This window comes from Mycolicibacterium houstonense (genome assembly GCF_900078665.2).
GTDB lineage: Bacteria > Actinomycetota > Actinomycetes > Mycobacteriales > Mycobacteriaceae > Mycobacterium > Mycobacterium houstonense.
Window position 1 is genome coordinate 794839 of sequence record NZ_LT546207.1, and the last position, 14437, is coordinate 809275.

18 protein-coding genes and 1 pseudogene are annotated in these 14437 nt (G+C 68.7%); 10 read left to right on the forward strand and 9 right to left on the reverse strand.

The window, feature by feature from the left end; translation table 11 throughout:
• The first annotated feature begins 1 nt into the window (after position 1).
• Positions 2-511: a 2'-5' RNA ligase family protein gene (locus BN4332_RS04060; RefSeq protein ID WP_066897285.1), complete on the forward strand. Its 510-nt coding sequence runs from the start codon at positions 2-4 to the stop codon at positions 509-511.
• A gap of 12 nt (positions 512-523) precedes the next feature.
• Here the strand turns inward: BN4332_RS04060 and BN4332_RS04065 are convergent, their stop codons facing one another.
• Positions 524-1141 carry a TetR family transcriptional regulator gene (locus tag BN4332_RS04065; protein ID WP_066897286.1) on the reverse strand — a complete coding sequence of 206 codons (618 nt, stop codon included), beginning with the start codon at positions 1139-1141 and terminating at the stop codon, positions 524-526.
• A gap of 102 nt (positions 1142-1243) precedes the next feature.
• Between BN4332_RS04065 and bioB the strand changes: the two genes are divergently transcribed.
• From bioB to BN4332_RS04080, 3 genes are read left to right on the forward strand one after another with little or no spacing between them, the layout of a single operon-like run.
• Positions 1244-2221 carry a biotin synthase BioB gene (gene bioB, locus BN4332_RS04070; RefSeq protein WP_066897330.1) on the forward strand — a complete coding sequence of 326 codons (978 nt, stop codon included), beginning with the start codon at positions 1244-1246 and terminating at the stop codon, positions 2219-2221.
• Between the two features lie 11 nt (positions 2222-2232).
• On the forward strand, positions 2233-2472 hold the full coding sequence (bsaP, locus tag BN4332_RS04075) for a biotin synthase auxiliary protein BsaP (protein ID WP_066897332.1): 240 nt from the start codon (positions 2233-2235) through the stop codon (positions 2470-2472).
• Positions 2469-3203, forward strand: coding sequence for a DUF2567 domain-containing protein (locus tag BN4332_RS04080; RefSeq protein WP_096866823.1), 735 nt, complete (start codon positions 2469-2471; stop codon positions 3201-3203). Before bsaP ends, BN4332_RS04080 begins: the two co-directional genes overlap by 4 nt.
• A 39-nt stretch (positions 3204-3242) precedes the next feature.
• Here the strand turns inward: BN4332_RS04080 and BN4332_RS04085 are convergent, their stop codons facing one another.
• The 5 genes from BN4332_RS04085 to BN4332_RS04105 all read right to left on the reverse strand — a co-directional run bounded on the left by BN4332_RS04085 (position 3243) and on the right by BN4332_RS04105 (position 7410).
• On the reverse strand, positions 3243-3746 hold the full coding sequence (locus tag BN4332_RS04085; protein WP_066897287.1) for a hypothetical protein: 504 nt from the start codon (positions 3744-3746) through the stop codon (positions 3243-3245).
• 293 nt (positions 3747-4039) lie between these two features.
• On the reverse strand, positions 4040-4450 hold the full coding sequence (locus tag BN4332_RS04090; protein ID WP_066897288.1) for a VOC family protein: 411 nt from the start codon (positions 4448-4450) through the stop codon (positions 4040-4042).
• 48 nt (positions 4451-4498) lie between these two features.
• A complete protein-coding gene (locus tag BN4332_RS04095) occupies positions 4499-5314 on the reverse strand; it encodes a helix-turn-helix domain-containing protein (RefSeq protein WP_066897289.1) in 816 nt (271 codons plus the stop codon).
• 29 nt (positions 5315-5343) lie between these two features.
• Positions 5344-6675, reverse strand: a complete 1332-nt coding sequence (locus BN4332_RS04100) for a lipase family protein (protein WP_066897290.1) — start codon at positions 6673-6675, stop codon at positions 5344-5346.
• Between the two features lie 42 nt (positions 6676-6717).
• Positions 6718-7410, reverse strand: a complete 693-nt coding sequence (locus BN4332_RS04105; RefSeq protein WP_066897291.1) for an NUDIX hydrolase — start codon at positions 7408-7410, stop codon at positions 6718-6720.
• Positions 7411-7456: 46 nt separating this feature from the next.
• Between BN4332_RS04105 and nadA the strand changes: the two genes are divergently transcribed.
• The 4 genes and pseudogenes from nadA to nadC all read left to right on the forward strand — a co-directional run bounded on the left by nadA (position 7457) and on the right by nadC (position 10624).
• Positions 7457-8500: a quinolinate synthase NadA gene (nadA, locus tag BN4332_RS04110; protein ID WP_066897333.1), complete on the forward strand. Its 1044-nt coding sequence runs from the start codon at positions 7457-7459 to the stop codon at positions 8498-8500.
• A pseudogene (gene nadB / locus BN4332_RS04115) lies at positions 8497-9588 on the forward strand (L-aspartate oxidase); the annotation flags it as partial. The gene nadA and the pseudogene nadB, both read left to right, overlap by 4 nt.
• 29 nt (positions 9589-9617) lie before the next feature.
• Positions 9618-9767, forward strand: coding sequence for a hypothetical protein (locus BN4332_RS35340; protein WP_435405185.1), 150 nt, complete (start codon positions 9618-9620; stop codon positions 9765-9767).
• On the forward strand, positions 9767-10624 hold the full coding sequence (gene nadC / locus BN4332_RS04120) for a carboxylating nicotinate-nucleotide diphosphorylase (protein ID WP_066897334.1): 858 nt from the start codon (positions 9767-9769) through the stop codon (positions 10622-10624). Before BN4332_RS35340 ends, nadC begins: the two co-directional genes overlap by 1 nt.
• Here the strand turns inward: nadC and BN4332_RS04125 are convergent.
• Positions 10621-11439 carry an AraC family transcriptional regulator gene (locus BN4332_RS04125; protein WP_200820257.1) on the reverse strand — a complete coding sequence of 273 codons (819 nt, stop codon included), beginning with the start codon at positions 11437-11439 and terminating at the stop codon, positions 10621-10623. The two genes, nadC and BN4332_RS04125, sit on opposite strands and share 4 nt — an antisense overlap.
• On the opposite strand from BN4332_RS04125, the gene BN4332_RS04130 reads away from it, so the two are divergent.
• Positions 11390-11929: an SRPBCC family protein gene (locus BN4332_RS04130; RefSeq protein WP_235654010.1), complete on the forward strand. Its 540-nt coding sequence runs from the start codon at positions 11390-11392 to the stop codon at positions 11927-11929. The genes BN4332_RS04125 and BN4332_RS04130 overlap by 50 nt on opposite strands.
• Here BN4332_RS04130 and rhtB read toward each other — a convergent pair.
• Positions 11926-12561, reverse strand: coding sequence for a homoserine/homoserine lactone efflux protein (rhtB, locus tag BN4332_RS04135; RefSeq protein ID WP_066897294.1), 636 nt, complete (start codon positions 12559-12561; stop codon positions 11926-11928). The two genes, BN4332_RS04130 and rhtB, sit on opposite strands and share 4 nt — an antisense overlap.
• A 21-nt stretch (positions 12562-12582) precedes the next feature.
• Positions 12583-12993 (reverse strand): nitroreductase family deazaflavin-dependent oxidoreductase, encoded by a 411-nt coding sequence (locus tag BN4332_RS04140; protein ID WP_066897335.1) that lies wholly within the window; start codon positions 12991-12993, stop codon positions 12583-12585.
• Between the two features lie 104 nt (positions 12994-13097).
• Here BN4332_RS04140 and hisD point away from each other — a divergent pair, with 104 nt between their 5' ends.
• Positions 13098-14435, forward strand: a complete 1338-nt coding sequence (hisD, locus tag BN4332_RS04145) for a histidinol dehydrogenase (protein ID WP_066897295.1) — start codon at positions 13098-13100, stop codon at positions 14433-14435.
• The last annotated feature ends 2 nt before the right edge of the window (positions 14436-14437 follow it).

Sequence of the window (14437 nt, forward strand, 5' to 3'; positions counted from 1 at the left end):
CATGGTCCACTCCGTCGAGCTGGTCTTCGATCCGGACACCGAGGCCGTGGTCCGCGGGATCTGGGACGCCCTGCGCGAGGCGGGAATTCCCAGTCAGGCGCCTGCCGGCCGTCCGCATGCGACGCTGACCGTCGCCCAGCACATCGACGCCGCGGCCGACGTGGCGCTCGAGGATCTGCTCGACCGCTTCCCGCTACCGTGCAGTCTCGGTGCGACCTTGATCTTCGGGCGCACCGGCGGGGTGCTGGCACGCCTGCTGGTCCCCACCGCCGAACTGCTCGATCTGCAGGCCGAGGTCTATCGCCGGTGCCTGCCGCATGTCAGCCCGGCCCCGATGCCGCATGCCGAACCGGGCCAGTGGAGCCCGCACGTGACGCTGGCTCGGCGGGTTGCTCCGGCCAGGCTGGCCACCGCCGTGCGGATCGCCGGCCGGCCCACCGAAATCGTCGGCCAGGTGACCGGGATCCGGCATTGGGACGGCGATCACCGCCTCGCCCATCCGATCGGCTGACCCGCCCGGCCGTCAGCTCCGGCTGCGCTGCCGATCGTCGCCTCCCGCGCTCAGCGTGCTCGCGCCCCGCACAGCCAGCCCGTCGACCAGGAGCTGAAGGCCGAACGCGAACTGCCGGGAGGTGTCGCGATTCAGTACCGACTGCTCGTCGGTGAGGGCACCGGCTGCGTCCCACTGGAGCCGGGACTGTTCGTCGGCGGTGAATCCGAGCACGTAATAAAGCACGGTGCGGGCGGCCAGTTCATCATCCGGCGCCGTCACGCCGGCATGCTGGGCGGCGTCGGCAAGCCGCGCCACGATCTCGCCGGCGATCTGCGACTGACCGGCCGCGAAGCTGGACGAGACGAGTTCGGCTCCGTCGGTGTGTGAGAGCAGCGCGTCGCGCAACGCCGTACAAATCTGGTGGATTCGTCCCGGCCAGGCCGACACGGCACTCTCGACGTGTACCGGTTGCAGGATGCGGTCGGCGACGGCGCCCAACAGCTCCTGCTTGTTGGCGAAATGCCAGTACAACGCGCCCGGGCTGACATTGAGCTCACGGGCCAGGCGTCGCATCGTCAGGTCGGCGATGCCGTAGGTGTCCAGGATGGCCGTCGCCGCATCCACCACGTCGGGTTTGTGGAGTTGCACACCGTTACCCTAGCCTGAACGGTGTTCAAGTGTTGGCCCGACCGGCCACCATGATCCACAGGAGGACGTTTCGTGACGCAGGCAGCCGTCGATGTGTTGGGCATGGCTCGCGAGCAGGTTCTGGAGCGGGGCGTCGGCCTGGACCGGGACCAGACGCTGCAGGTGCTGCAGCTGCCCGACGACAAGCTCGAGGAGCTGCTGGCTCTGGCCCACGAGGTCCGGATGAAGTGGTGCGGCCCCGAGGTCGAGGTCGAGGGCATCATCAGCCTCAAGACCGGCGGCTGCCCGGAGGACTGCCACTTCTGTTCGCAGTCGGGTCTGTTCGCCTCCCCGGTGCGCAGCGCCTGGCTGGACATCCCGAGCCTGGTCGAGGCGGCCAAGCAGACCGCCAAGACCGGCGCCACCGAGTTCTGCATCGTGGCCGCGGTCCGTGGGCCCGATGAGCGCCTGCTGTCCCAGGTGGCCGCGGGTATCGAGGCCATCCGCAACGAGGTCGACATCCAGATCGCCTGCTCGCTGGGCATGTTGACCCAGGAGCAGGTGGACCGCCTCAAGGACATGGGCGTGCACCGCTATAACCACAACCTGGAGACGGCACAGTCGTTCTTCCCCAATGTCGTCACCACCCACACCTGGGAGGAGCGCTGGGGGACGCTGGAAATGGTCCGCGAGGCAGGCATGGAGGTGTGCTGCGGCGGCATTCTGGGCATGGGGGAGACGCTGGAGCAGCGTGCCGAGTTCGCCGCCAATCTGGCCGAGCTGGACCCGCACGAGGTGCCGCTGAACTTCCTGAACCCCCGTCCGGGCACGCCGTTCGGCGATCTCGAGGTGCTTCCCGCCTCCGAGGCGCTCAAGGCCGTTGCCGCGTTCCGGCTGGCGCTGCCGCGCACGATGCTGCGATTCGCCGGTGGCCGCGAGATCACGCTCGGTGACCTCGGTGCCAAGCAGGGAATCCTGGGCGGCATCAACGCCGTCATCGTCGGCAATTACCTGACCACGCTGGGCCGCCCGGCCGAGTCGGATCTCGAATTGCTCGACGATCTGCAGATGCCGATCAAGGCGCTGAACGCCAGCCTGTAGAACTGGTGGTGATGGTTCACAATCTGCCCGCGCCCGTCGGCGCCGGCCTCTACAACGTCTACACCGGGGTCCAGGCTGACGCCGCGGACGGAAGTGTCGTGCCCACGGCCGCCCAGCTCGGTCTGGAACCGCCCCGGTTCTGCGCCGAGTGCGGACGCCGGATGATCGTTCAGGTGCGGCCGACCGGATGGTGGGCCAAGTGTTCGCGGCACGGGCAGGTGGATTCGATCGACCTGGATACGCGGCGATGAGCCTCTCGGGCGAAGAGCAGAAGGCACCGATGAGCCTCTCGGGCGAAGAGCAGAAGGCACCGATGAGCCTCTCGGGCGAAGAGCATGCCCGGCTCAGTTCGCCTACCGATATTCCTGGCGCGCCGCGAGTTTCGCGTGACCGGGCGGTGCTGATCGTCATTGCGGCCCTCGCGGTCGCTGGTGCGGTGCTCGGCGCGCTGTGGGCCTGGTTGGCGCCGGGAGTGCACGGAGTAGTGGCGCTGACTCGTGGCGGTGAACGAGTGCACGCCTATCTGGGCGCCGAATCCGACCACTTCTTCACCTCGGCGTTCATGTTCGTCGGCATGCTCGTGGTGCTGGGCATCGTGGCCGCGGTCGCGCTGTGGCAGTGGACGGCCCGCCGCGGGCCGGTCATGGTCGCCGCGCTGTCGGTCGGTTGTGCGGCGGCCACCGCGGTGGCCGCGGGTGTCGGTGCAGCACTTGCCCATTGGCGGTTCGGTTCGGTCGACATTGCGGCGGCACCGGTCAGTCCGGAACACCGGGTCCACTACGTGGTGGAGGCCGCGGCGGTCTTCTTCGGGCATTCGCCGCTGCAGATCGCAGGCACCCTCTTGTTCCCGGCTGCCGCGGCGGCGCTGGTCTACGCGCTGATCGCGGTCTCCACGGTGCGCGACGACCTCGGCGCCTGGCCGCCGATGCAGACTCCGACCTATCCGGTGCTCCCGCCGGTGGTCAGCCCACCTGGGGCTTGACCCGCTGCCACCTTGTTGACGAGGAGGCCGACCGAACTCTTATCGGGGCGGGCCGGCCAGGTGCGCCGCCAAGCGGCGGTAGTACCTGCGGTTGGCCCACCAGGCCACCAAAACCAGGACACCCAGCAACGTCCCGTATCCGGCGAAGAACACCCATGCCCCGGGACCGGTGTACGGCTTCGTCAGCAGAAATCGCGCATCTTCCACCCCGGTGCAGTTCACGGTCAGGGGTCCTCTGTCGGTGGGCAATTGGGCCACTGACCGGTATTTCGTCGCTGGTCTGCGGTTACGCGACACGGTGACAGGTTCGGCCGGGGGAGACAGCGTCAGGCGCTGCCCGGAGTCGGTGATCCCCGTACAGCGCACGGTGCTGGGAAGCTGGCCGGACAGATCCTTGTCCTTGATGAACACGATGTATTCGTCAGCTGAGGGCGTCACCTGCGCGCCGCTGGTGAAGTACTGGCCGCCCCTGGGCATCACCATGAACATGTAGCCGGCGACGAAGACCATGGTCAGGATCGCGACACCAAAGGCCACGCCCACACCCAAACGGTTCGACGGTCCCGGTGGACTCGGTGGCGCCGGCGCGGCCTCCCATGGGGTCGGCGGAATCGGCGCCGCCGGCGGGTATCCCGGCGGTGGGTAGGGCGGATACGCGGGATGGCCGTGGGGCTGCCGGTACTGGGGATGGTGCGGATATCCGGGCGGATACTGCGGACCTGAATAAGGTTGTTCGCCAGACGGATACACGCTTCCCCTTCCTTGGCGCCACTGCGGTCTGCAGTGATCGTAGGGTGCCGCTGAGCACCCTCGGTGCAGCAGTTTGGGTGTGGCCGTCACTCGGCCGCAGGCTTGACTGCCGCGGCTTCGAAGAGCTCGATGGGGTTGCCGTCGGGGTCGTCGACCTGGATCTGCCGGCCACCGGGTCCGGTCTCCATCGTGTTGCGGAATGTCACTTCGGCTCCTCGTAACTCTGCGATCGCCGCGTCGAGGTCGTCGACCTCGAGGACGATCCGGTTGAATCCTCCTGGGGTCTGCGGGCTGCCGTCGGGCAGCTGCCGCGCGCCCGAGCTACCGGGCCCGCTCAAGAACACGGTGAGATTGCCGTTGACCACGGAGGCGAAGGCCGGCCCGCCGCGGAGAGCGACATCGAACCCCAGGTGCTGGGTGTAGAACGCGACCGCACGCTCCACGTCGGTGACCTGGTAGCGCACTGCGCCGGTTCGGTAGGTGATGTGTCCAGACATGACCGCAGTGTGCCGGTCGCCGCGGCGGTTGTATTGAACAAAATTGACCTATGGTTCGAGCGCGATGTGGTCGTCCTTCGCGGCATACCCACGTCGGCGCAGTTGCTCGGCGGGCGTCATCCCGGAGAACTCCTGGAACTCGCGGATCATGTGCGATTGGTCGGCGTACCCGTGCTCGATGGCGAATGTCGACCAGTGCGGCGACGCCGGCGCTGAGCAGACGGCAGCGTGTGCGTGGCGGAATCGGTGTAGGCGGGCAAAGCGTTTGGGCGACATGCCGATCTGCTCGGTGAACAACTGGATCAGCCTGCGGTGGCTCAACCCCACGTCGCGCGCCACTGTGGCGATCGACGGCTGGTGGGAGGCGACCCGCAGGGCGGCCATGGCGAAGGACACCGCACCGGCCGGTTGCCGGTCATCGCGGAACTGCGCGAGCAAGGCGGCTTCCACGATCGCCAATCGTTGTGCGGTCGAGGTCGCCTCGCAGACCCTGTCGCGGAATCCTGCCGCGCGGCCCCACAGCGCATCGAGGTCGACATGCGCATCGAGCAGTTCATGCGGGGCCACGCCGAGCACCGCCCGGACGCCGCCCGGCTTGAAGTGCACGCCGATCATGGCGGTGTGCTCGCGGGCGTCGATGTCGAACGGGCCGGTGTAGGGCCCGGACACCGCGGCTCCCGAAAACCGTTGTGAACCTGAATGGTTCGTAATTGCGACGACGTCAGCGCTCAGGTTGATGACGAGTTCGGTGATGCCGGTGGGAAGGATACGCTCGGCGGGATAGGCGGGTCCGTCCGCAATACTCCACAGGTGGTCGACGCTGTCGCGTAGGGCCACCGCCGGGGGCTGACGGATGTAACGCATCTACCCCCATTCTGCCAGCGCCTGGTCGATCAGAGGGGCCGCAGCCGGACCGTCCGCCCCAACGCGACCTTGGCGGAGATACCGGCCAGCCGGGCCATCCCCATGTACGTGATCGGGTTGAGCAGGGTCGGCCACTTCGACCGCACCAGGTTGGCGGTCAGCGGGCGACCGGCGAATCGGTCGGTGAGCCAGCGCAGGGCCATCGGTGCGGAGAACGGGTGCAGCAACAGGTGTTCGCTGAACATGTCGCGGTGGTAGGTCACGTCGGCGCCGCCGGCCAGATAGGTGTCGGCGAGCTCGTCGATGTCGTCGACCGAGATGATCTCGTCGTGCACGGCCTGCACGATCAGCACGGGCGGAACCGGCGCGGCCACACCGAGTTTGGTGTCGTGGAAGACCTCGCTGACGGCGGGCCCGTCGAGGATCTGCTCCAGGGGCAGGTCGACCAGATCGGCCATGTCGGTGCGGAACATCCGGATGATGGCTTCCACGGTGGTCATGCGGTGCAGCCGGTCCAGGAGCTTGCGGCCCTCGACAGTGGCGTGCTCGGCGATGACGCGGTTGAGTCCTGGATAGATGTCGGCGAGCGCGGCCACCACCAGCCCGGGAAGGCCGGAGAACACGGTGCCGTTGAGCCGGCGGAAGGTGTTGCCGAGGTCGCCGACGGGTGAGCCGAGAACGGCCCCGACGATGTTGAGCTCGGGGGCGTAACCGCCGGCCATCTCGGCGGCCCAGGCGCTGGCCAGGCCGCCGCCGGAATAACCCCAGAGTCCAATGCGCGCGGTCGGCGCCAGCGAGAGCTGTTCGGAGTTGAGCGCCGCGCGCAAGCCGTCGAGTACCCGGTAGCCCGGTTCGTAGGGTGCGCCCCACATGCCGTCGATGCCCTCGTGATCGGGAACCGAGACCGCCCATCCCTCGGCCAATGCGGCCGAGATCAGCAGCAGTTCGAGCTGCGCCAGCGAGCCGGTGGCCTTGGCGTGGCGCCGCAATGCGTAGGACGGGAAGCATCGGGCCGAGATGGCGTCGATCGCGCACTGGTAGGAGACCACGGGGCAGTCGGGTGCGGCGTCGGGCGGGACGATCACCGTGGTGACCGCGGCCTCAGGCACACCGTTGCGGTCGGTGGAGCGGTAGAGCAGCTGCGTGGCGTGCAGGCGCTGCGGGATCAGGCCCAGAAACGCCAGCTCGACGTCGCGGCTGCGCAGGACGGTGCCGGGCTCGGCATGTTGGAAACCCGCAGGCGGAGCGTAGAACGCGTCGTCGTGGGGGAGTCTGGGGCGCGCTGTCCGGTCGAGCTCCTGATGGAGCGGTCGACCGATCCACTCGGCTCCGGTGGCTGTGGCCGCACTGCCCAATTCCATCCGGGCATTCTTACTTAAGAGGGGTCTAAGAATCCAGTCGACTCACCCGGGCGGACGCAGGGCGGCGAATTCGTCGGTGACGCGGTAGCGCGAGTCGGTGAAGCGGTACAGGGCCGCCGGGCGTCCGCCGCTGCGTCCGGAGCGCGCGGTGGTGCCGGTGCGGGTGATGACGTTTCGGCGTTCCAGGACGCGTTGCAGATTGGTGGCGTCGACTTGGTAGCCGAGCGCGGCGCTGTAGATGTCACGCAGCGTCGAGAGTGCGAATTCCTTTGGTGCCAGGGCGAATCCGATGTTGGTGTAGGACATCTTGGCGACCAGCCGGTTGCGGGCGTGCTCCACCATCGGCGCGTGGTCGAAGGCCATCGCGGGCAGGTCGCTGACCGGGTGCCACCGGGTGTCGGGCGGCAGCGCCGGGGTGGCGGGGGAGGGCACCAGACCGAGGAAGGTGGATGCGATGGTCCGGATTCCCGGAACACGGTGCGGATCGGAGAACACGGCCAGTTGTTCCAGGTGGGCAAGCTCACGGAGGTCGACCTTCTCGGCCAACTGGCGGCGGACCGAACTGATCAGGTCTTCGTCGTCGTCGAGCCGCCCGCCGGGCAGGGACCATTTGCCGCGCTCGGGATCGAGTGCACGTTCCCACAACAGCACGTGAAGTGCGGGTTGCCGGGAGTCGAGACCGCGAACCTGGAACACGGCGGCAAGGACTTCGTGCGCGGTGTTACCATGTGGCATGTTTTCGATTATAAGTCGAAAACCTGACGAAGTGGAGGAGGTCGACGTGACCGCTCTCGATGGCGCCCTCGCCGGGGGCTTGGCAGATCAGATCGTCGATGGTCCCGGTGGCTATGCCGGCGTCGATGGCGACGCGAAATGGGCCGCCGAGATCCGCCGTTTGGTCGACCTGCGCGGTGCGACGCTGCTTGCGCACAACTACCAGCTGCCGGCCATCCAGGATGTCGCCGACCACGTCGGTGATTCCCTGGCGCTGTCGCGCATCGCCGCCGAGGCACCCGAGGACACCATCGTGTTCTGCGGCGTGCACTTCATGGCCGAGACCGCCAAGATCCTCAGCCCGGACAAGACGGTGCTGATCCCGGACCAGCGCGCCGGGTGTTCGCTCGCCGACTCGATCACCGCCGATGAGCTGCAGGCCTGGAAAGACGAGCATCCCGGTGCGGTCGTGGTGTCCTACGTGAACACCACCGCGGCGGTGAAGGCGTTGACCGACATCTGCTGCACGTCGTCGAACGCCGTCGAGGTGGTGGCCTCGATCCCGGAGGATCGCGAGGTGCTGTTCTGCCCCGACCAGTTCCTCGGCGCCCACGTCCGGCGGGTCACCGGCCGCAAGAACCTGCACGTGTGGGCCGGGGAATGTCACGTGCACGCCGGCATCAACGGCGACGAATTGGCGGACCAGGCCCGGTCGCACCCCGATGCCGAACTCTTCGTGCACCCCGAATGCGGATGTGCCACCTCGGCGCTGTACCTGGCCGGTGAGGGAGCCGTTCCCGAGGAGCGGGTGAAGATCCTGTCCACCGGAGGCATGCTCGACGCCGCCCGCGAGACCCGGGCCCGTCAGGTGCTGGTCGCCACCGAGGTCGGCATGCTGCACCAGTTGCGCAGGGCCGCACCCGAAGTGGACTTCCTGGCCGTCAACGACCGGGCGTCGTGCACCTTCATGAAGATGATCACCCCGGCGGCTCTGCTGCGCTGCCTGATCGAGGGCGCCGACGAGGTGCACGTCGATCCCGAAACCGCCCGGCGCGGTCGTGCCAGCGTGCAGCGGATGATCTCGATCGGTCAGCCCGGCGGCGGCGAATGACCCCGACGGGCAGCGCCCGGGGATCCAGCCGCTTCGCCTGCGGCAGTTCGACGCTGTGGCAGCAGCGCGCCGATGTCGTCGTGGTCGGCACCGGCGTCGCGGGTCTGGTGGCAGCCCTGGCCGCGCATCGCCGCGGTCGACGGGTCGTGGTGCTGAGCAAGGCCCGCGAGACCGCGACGTTCTACGCGCAGGGCGGTATCGCCGTCGTGCTGCCCGACACTGAGGACTCCGTCGAGGCGCACGTCAATGACACGATCGCCGCGGGCGGTGGTTTGTGCGATCCGGATGCGGTGCGCTCGATTGTGGCGGCCGGATACGAGGCGGTCGCCGACCTGGTGGCCGACGGCGCCCGATTCGACGAGGCCACTCCCGGGCAGTGGGCGCTGACCCGCGAGGGCGGCCACACCCGCCGCCGGATCATTCACGCCGGCGGCGATGCCACCGGCGCCGAGGTGCAGCGGGCCCTGGACTCTGCGGCGGCCACCCTCGACATCCGGCGCGATCACGTGGCACTGCAGGTGCTGCGCGACGACACCGCGGTCACCGGGGTGCTGGTCCGCAATGCGGACGGGTTCGGCATCGTCCATGCGCCGTCGGTGATCCTGGCTACCGGCGGGATCGGACATGCGTACGCCGCCACCACGAATCCCGGTGGATCGACGGGGGACGGCATCGCCCTGGCCCTGTGGGCGGGCGCCTCGGTCCGCGACATCGAGTTTGTCCAGTTCCACCCGACGATGTTGTATGCCCAGGGTGGCAGTGGGCGGCGTCCGCTCATCACCGAGGCGCTGCGCGGTGAAGGTGCCGTTCTCGTTGATGCACGCGGTGATTCGGTGACCGAAGGCGTGCATCCGATGGGTGATCTGGCTCCGCGTGACGTGGTCGCGGCGGCCGTCAACGCCCGTATGAGCGCCACCGGCGACCCGTGCGTCTACCTCGACGCCCGTGGGATCACCGATTTCGCCGGGCGCTTTCCCACGGTGGCGGCGGCCTGCGCGGCGGCCGGTGTCGATCCCACGCGCCAGCCCATCCCGGTGGTGCCCGGTGCCCACTACAGCTGTGGTGGCGTGGTCACCGACGTACACGGACNGCCGCGCTGACCGCGACGGCGCGTGCGATCGCCGTCGCGGCCCAGGCCCGCACCGAGAGCCGCGGCTGCCACCACCGAAGCGACCACCCCGAAACCGACCCTGCCCAGGAGCAATCCGTGACGATTCGCGCCGTAGCCGGCCGTCCCACCCTCGACGCCCCGACGGCGGTGTGCTGATGGCGCTCTCGGACAACGAGCTGGCCGAGGCCCGGGCGACGATCGCTCGGGCCCTGGAAGAAGACCTCCGGTACGGCCCCGACGTGACCACCATCGCCACCGTCAGTGCCGATGCGATGACCACCGCGTCGGTGGTCAACCGTGAACCCGGAGTGGCCGCGGGCGTCGACATCGCGCTGCTGGTGCTGGACGAGGTGCTCGGTGCGGACGGCTACCGCGTGATCGGTCGCGTGCAGGACGGTGCCCGGCTGCAGGCCCGCTCGGCGATCCTGACCGTCGAGGCGCCGACCAGGGGTCTGCTGACCGCCGAACGCACCATGCTGAACCTGGTGTCGCACCTGTCGGGGGTCGCGACCGCGACCGCCGCCTGGGTCGACGCGGTGGCGGGCACCAACGCGAAGATCCGCGATACCCGTAAGACGCTGCCGGGCCTGCGCGCGCTGCAGAAGTACGCGGTGCGGATCGGCGGCGGCGTGAACCACCGGATGGGATTGGGCGACGCGGCGCTGATCAAGGACAACCATGTCGCCGCGGCGGGATCGGTGCTGGCCGCGCTCAAGGCCGTGCGGGCCGAGGCGCCGGACCTGCCGTGCGAGGTCGAGGTGGATTCGCTCGAGCAACTCGACGACGTCCTCTCGGCCGACGTCGAGCTGGTGCTGCTGGACAACTTTCCGGTGTGGCAGACCCAGATCGCGGTTCAGCGCCGGGACTCGCGCTCACCCAAGACCCTGCTCGAATCGTCGGGCGGCCTGACGCTGGACAGCGCGGCCGAATACGCCGGGACCGGGGTGGACTATCTCGCGATCGGGGCCCTGACCCATTCTGTGCGAGTGCTCGACATCGGTCTCGACACCTAAGCCCTTGCGTCGCGGCGCAATTCGCGCCGCAACGCGGCCGGCGTTCGGCCGGTGTGCTGGCGCATACTCCGGCTCAGATGGGCCTGGTCGGCGAACCCCAGGGTGGCGGCGACCTCGGCCAGTGGGCAGTCGTCGCCGCGCAGCAGATCCAGCGCCGTCGCGATCCGCACCCGATTGCGGTACCGCGTGACCGACACCCCGAGCTCACGGCTGAACGATCGGCTCAACTGGTACGGGGACACCTCGAGTGCGGCCGCGAGCGGGAACAGCCCGCCGGCCGCCGGGTCGGCCTGGCGGATCGCTTCGCGTGCCCGATCCCCCATCCGACGGTCGGACAGGCGGGCCGGTGATCCGACGGGTGTCGGCCGCCGCGCCGCCGAACGCAATGCCGCCGCCACCAGCCGCAGCAGACCCTCGGCGAGCTGGTAGTCAGGATCGTCGCGGCACGTTGCCAGCAGCCGTCGGTGCGCCAATTCCAGCCGGGCGTCCACGTACACGGCTCCGAGCCCGGGGCGTTGTGGTTCACCCGCCAATTGCCACCAGCTTTCGGCGCTGAGCTGCAACGACGTACACGCATCGCCACCGTGTGGGTGCGCGAACTGCTCGATGTCCCCGGGCTCGCCCAGGTAGCCGACGGTCGCGTCGTGGTCACTCGGCCCGTCGCAACTGCGCCGTCGGAACCGCCCCGCCCGGACCAGGACGAACCGCCCCGCCGACGGACTTTCGGGCTCGGACCAATCGGCGTGCTCGCCGGTGCAGTTCCAGGTGGCGACGCTGAAATCCGGCCGCGAGATCAGCGTCTCGGCGGTCAACATGTCTCGCACGTTAAACCTCGGGTCCGACATCGCCGCCCGCAAGAATGTTCAAGAGTCAGCGTCACCCCGCGACCAGACTGGTGCCATGGCTTTGATCCAGATCGAGTTCGACATTGCGGCCGACAGTGCCCGGGTGTGGCAGGTGATTGGTGACTGGGCAGATGGTCCGGTGCGCATGGCGCCGGGCTTCGTGGCGTCCTGCGAGGCGGAGGCAGATGGACGGGTCGTTGCGTTCGCCGACGGATTCATCGCCCGCGAACGCCTGGTCAGCCGTGACGAGCCGGCCCGGCGCATCGCCTACTCGCTGACCGGCGACGGCGCGCCCGCGCATGACAATGCCGTCATGCAGGTGCTGGCTGACGGTCCGCTACGGTGCCGTTTCATCTGGACCCGCGATGTGTGGCCGGACGAAGCCGCGGGCCCGTTGCGGGCCGCGATGCAGGAGGCCGCGCCGATCATCAAGCGGGCGCTGGAGACTGCGACCGGTTAGGCCGCGGCGCCGCGGCGCACCAACGAGAGCGCGACGGCGGCGGTGGCGAACAGCCCGGAGAACACCCGGCCCAGAACGGTCTGCTGGCGCGGGGTCTGCAACCAGGTGAGCAAGCGGGCCGCCAGCCCGGTGTACAGCGTCATCACCACGATGTCGACGGCAACCATCGTCGCGCCGATCGCCAGGTACTGCGGCAGTAACGGCGCCGTCGGCACGACGAACTGCGGCAGCACGGCGAGCAGGAACACCAGACCCTTCGGATTGGTGGTGTTCACCAGGAAGCCACGCATCATCAACGCCAGCCGGCCTCGCTCGACCGGGCCACTCATCCGGTCACGCAGATCCTGCGAGGCGCTGCGCCATTGCTGGACCGCCAGGTAGACCAGATAGGCCACACCGAGCCACTTGACGATCTGGAACACCAGGACCGATCCGGCGACGACAGCGCCCAACCCGACGGCCACCAAAACCAGTTGGAGCATCAGTCCGACCTGCAGCCCCAACACGCTCCACGTGCCGCGGCGCACGCCGTGAGTCAGGCCGGTGGCCATCGACAGGATCGCCCCGGCTCCGGGCGACACGCTGATAACGATCGATGCGCCGAGAAACGCCAGCCAGATCTGCCAGGTCATGTATGCAGTCTGGCGAGCGTGTCAAACGATATCTGCGACGAAGACACCCATCCGGCGGGCGGCGGATCGAGGGATCCGGGGGAGCGTCGGGTCATCGGTACCGGCGGAGACCACCCGCGGATTGGTGATCTTGATGTCGCCGCTGTACAGGTGCACGTCGGCCTCGCCGGCCGCCAGCACGTTCTTCACCCAGTTGGTCTTGCCGTGCATCAGCGTCACCGCGAAGACGTTGCCCTTGCGGTAGCTGGTGACGATCGTCTCGTACGGCGTGCCGGACGTGCGGCCACGATGCTTGATGACGGTGAATCCGGGCAGCCGCTTGGAGAACGGCTTCACCAGCGGGTTGATGTACTTGATCTGGAACCGCTCCAGGGCGGGCGGCATGAGCATCGGTACGCCGGGGGCGTTGTTCGGGTGGTCTTTCGCGGACATCTCGGGCTCCATTCGGCAGGCTGGGACTACCCTACGGCGCGTCGGGCCGGCGGCAACCGGCCACGGATTTTTATCAACTGGACTGATCAGGGACAATTGAACCGATGGCCGAGTTTCAGATGTCCCGAATCGACCTGCGCAACCGCGTCCTGAATGCCGCGCAGTTGCGCTCGGCGCTGCCCCGCGGGGGCGTCGATGTGGATGCCGTGGTGCCCAAGGTCCGCCCGATCGTGGAGGCCGTCGCCGAGCGCGGCGCCGAGGCCGCCCTGGAATACGGCCATTCGTTCGACGGCATCCGCCCGGACACCGTGCGGGTGCCCACGGCGAAACTGGCCGAGGCATTGGCCGCCCTCGACCCCGACGTGCGCGCCGCCCTGCAGGTGGCGATCGATCGGGCTCGCGCCGTGCACGCCGACCAACGTCGCACCGACACCACGACCACGCTGGCGCCGGGTGCCACCGTCATCGAACGCTGGGTGCCGGTCGAGCGCGTCGGCCTGTATGTCCCGGGCGGCAACGCCGTCTATCCGTCGAGCGTGGTGATGAACGTCGTCCCCGCCCAGACCGCCGGGGTGGACTCGCTGGTGATCGCCAGCCCGCCGCAGGCGGAGTTTGACGGACTGCCGCACCCGACCATCCTGGCCGCCGCGGCCCTGCTCGGCGTCGACGAGGTGTGGGCCGTCGGCGGAGCGCAGGCAGTGGCGCTGCTGGCCTACGGCGGCACCGACGTGGGGGACGCGGCCGGCGCCGAACTCGCCCCGGTCGACATGATCACCGGTCCAGGCAACATCTACGTGACCGCCGCCAAGCGGATCTGTCGCTCGCAGGTCGGCATCGACGCCGAGGCCGGCCCGACCGAGATCGCGATCCTGGCCGACCACACGGCCGATCCGGTGCACGTCGCCGCGGACCTGATCAGCCAGGCCGAGCACGACGAGATGGCGGCCAGTGTGCTGGTCACCGACAGCGAAGCGCTGGCCGCGGCCACCGACCGCGAGCTCACCCGTCAGCTGGCCACCACCGTGCACGTCGAGCGTGTGACGGCGGCGCTGAGCGGCAAGCAGTCGGCGATCGTGCTCGTCGACGACATCGATGTCGGCGTGCGGGTGGTGAACGCCTACGCCGCCGAACACCTGGAGATCCAGACCGAGGACGCGTCTGCTGTGGCCGGCCGGATCCGTTCTGCGGGAGCCATTTTCGTGGGCGCCTGGTCGCCGGTCAGCCTGGGTGATTACTGTGCCGGCTCCAACCACGTGCTGCCGACCGCGGGCTGCGCGCGGCATTCCAGCGGCCTGTCCGTGCAGACGTTCCTGCGCGGCATCCACGTGGTCGAGTACGACGAGGCCGCGCTCAAAGACGTCTCCGGACACGTGATCACGTTGTCCAAGGCGGAAAACCTGCCCTCGCACGGCGAGGCGGTACGACGGAGGTTCGAACGGTGATG

Bases quoted from the DNA above. Each gene is read 5' to 3' on its own strand.
- BN4332_RS04060 (WP_066897285.1), top strand. From the start codon at position 2: ATGGTCCACTCCGTCGAGCTGGTCTTCGATCCGGACACCGAGGCCGTG.
- BN4332_RS04080 (WP_096866823.1), top strand. From the start codon at position 2,469: ATGAGCCTCTCGGGCGAAGAGCAGAAGGCACCGATGAGCCTCTCGGGC.
- BN4332_RS04105 (WP_066897291.1), bottom strand. From the start codon at position 7,410: ATGCCACATGGTAACACCGCGCACGAAGTCCTTGCCGCCGTGTTCCAG.
- bioB (WP_066897330.1), top strand. From the start codon at position 1,244: ATGGCTCGCGAGCAGGTTCTGGAGCGGGGCGTCGGCCTGGACCGGGAC.
- BN4332_RS04100 (WP_066897290.1), bottom strand. From the start codon at position 6,675: ATGGAATTGGGCAGTGCGGCCACAGCCACCGGAGCCGAGTGGATCGGT.
- nadC (WP_066897334.1), top strand. From the start codon at position 9,767: ATGGCGCTCTCGGACAACGAGCTGGCCGAGGCCCGGGCGACGATCGCT.
- BN4332_RS04090 (WP_066897288.1), bottom strand. From the start codon at position 4,450: ATGTCTGGACACATCACCTACCGAACCGGCGCAGTGCGCTACCAGGTC.
- hisD (WP_066897295.1), top strand. From the start codon at position 13,098: ATGGCCGAGTTTCAGATGTCCCGAATCGACCTGCGCAACCGCGTCCTG.
- bsaP (WP_066897332.1), top strand. From the start codon at position 2,233: ATGGTTCACAATCTGCCCGCGCCCGTCGGCGCCGGCCTCTACAACGTC.
- BN4332_RS04125 (WP_200820257.1), bottom strand. From the start codon at position 11,439: ATGTTGACCGCCGAGACGCTGATCTCGCGGCCGGATTTCAGCGTCGCC.
- BN4332_RS04140 (WP_066897335.1), bottom strand. From the start codon at position 12,993: ATGTCCGCGAAAGACCACCCGAACAACGCCCCCGGCGTACCGATGCTC.
- rhtB (WP_066897294.1), bottom strand. From the start codon at position 12,561: ATGACCTGGCAGATCTGGCTGGCGTTTCTCGGCGCATCGATCGTTATC.
- BN4332_RS04095 (WP_066897289.1), bottom strand. From the start codon at position 5,314: ATGCGTTACATCCGTCAGCCCCCGGCGGTGGCCCTACGCGACAGCGTC.